This window comes from Streptomyces sp. NRRL S-495 (assembly GCF_000966955.1).
Taxonomy (GTDB): Bacteria; Actinomycetota; Actinomycetes; order Streptomycetales; family Streptomycetaceae; genus Kitasatospora; species Kitasatospora purpeofusca.
Window position 1 is genome coordinate 1 of the sequence record NZ_JZWY01000330.1, and the last position, 1,221, is coordinate 1,221.

Annotated in this window: 1 protein-coding gene; it reads left to right on the top strand. The window is 78.7% G+C overall.

Features of this window, described 5'->3' with window-relative positions; all coding sequences use genetic code 11:
• Positions 1-1,221, top strand: a 1,221-nt coding sequence (locus VR45_RS17955) for an AMP-binding protein (RefSeq protein ID WP_045940795.1), incomplete at both ends; no start/stop codon positions are given.

Genomic DNA, 1,221 nt, shown 5'->3' on the forward strand with positions numbered 1-1,221 from the left:
CTGCTCCTGCGGCTGCGGCCCGCGGCCCCGTTCGCCGAGGAGCTCGCCCGCGTCCACGACGCGGCCGCCGCTGCCACCAACGCCACCGCTGCCGCCGCTGCCACCGCCGACCCGGACACCGCGCCGCCGGAACTGCGCGCCGTCGCCGGCCACCCCGGTGAGCGCGAGCTGCGCGAAGCGGCGCCGGACCTCGCGCTGTCGCTGGAGCGCGAGGACGGGACCGCCAACCTGTGCCTGCGCTACAACACGAGCCTGCTGTCCCGCTCCACCGCCGTCTGGATGCTCGGCCACTGCCTGACCCTGCTCGGGGAGGCCCTGGCCGACCCCGGGCGGCCGGTCCGGGAGCTGCGGGTGCAGGACGAGCCGCCCGCCGCCCCCTGGTCGCTGCCCGCCCCGGCGGGCTTCACCGCCCCCGCGCCGGCCGGACCGGGCGAGACCCTGGTCGACCGGTTCCTGCGGACGGCGGCCGCACACGCCGACCGCACCGCCGTGACCGGCCCCTCCGGCGCGCTCGACTACGCCGGGCTGGAGCGCGTCACCGCCGCGACGGCGCGACGGCTGCGGCGCTTCGGCGGCCCCGGCAAGCGCGTCGCGCTGCTCTGCGCCCACGACATCGGCGCCGTGGTCGGCGCCTGGTCGGTGCTCAGGACGGGCGCGGCTTACGTCCCGCTGGACCCCCGGCAGCCGGACGGCCGGCTGACCAGACTGCTGCTCGACGTCGACGCCGCCGCGATCCTCTGCGACCCCGAACTCGCGGAACGCGCCTCGCTGCTGGCCCGGGGGCGGCAGATCGTCCCCCTGGACCCGACCGACCCCGGCCCCGCCGCCGAGTTACCGCCGACCGACCGCGGCCCCGCCGCCGAGGCACCGCCGACCGACCCCGGCCCCACCGCCGAGGCACCGCCGGGCGCCGGGGAGGCTCCCACCGCCGGGCCCGACGCGCTCGCGTACCTCCTGCACACCTCGGGGTCCACCGGAAAGCCGAAGGCGGTGATGCAGACCCGGGGCAACGTCCTCGCGCACGCGCTCACCTACGCGGACCGGATCCGCCTCGGCCCGGGCGACCAGGTCCCGCTGCTGGCCCGCCACACCTTCGACGCGGCCGTGATGGACCTCTACGGCGCGCTGCTGACCGGAGCCACCCTCCATGTGCTGGACCCGCTGCTGCCGGCGCCCCGGCTGCGCGAGCGGCTCGCCGCCGCCGGGGCCACCGTGCTGCAC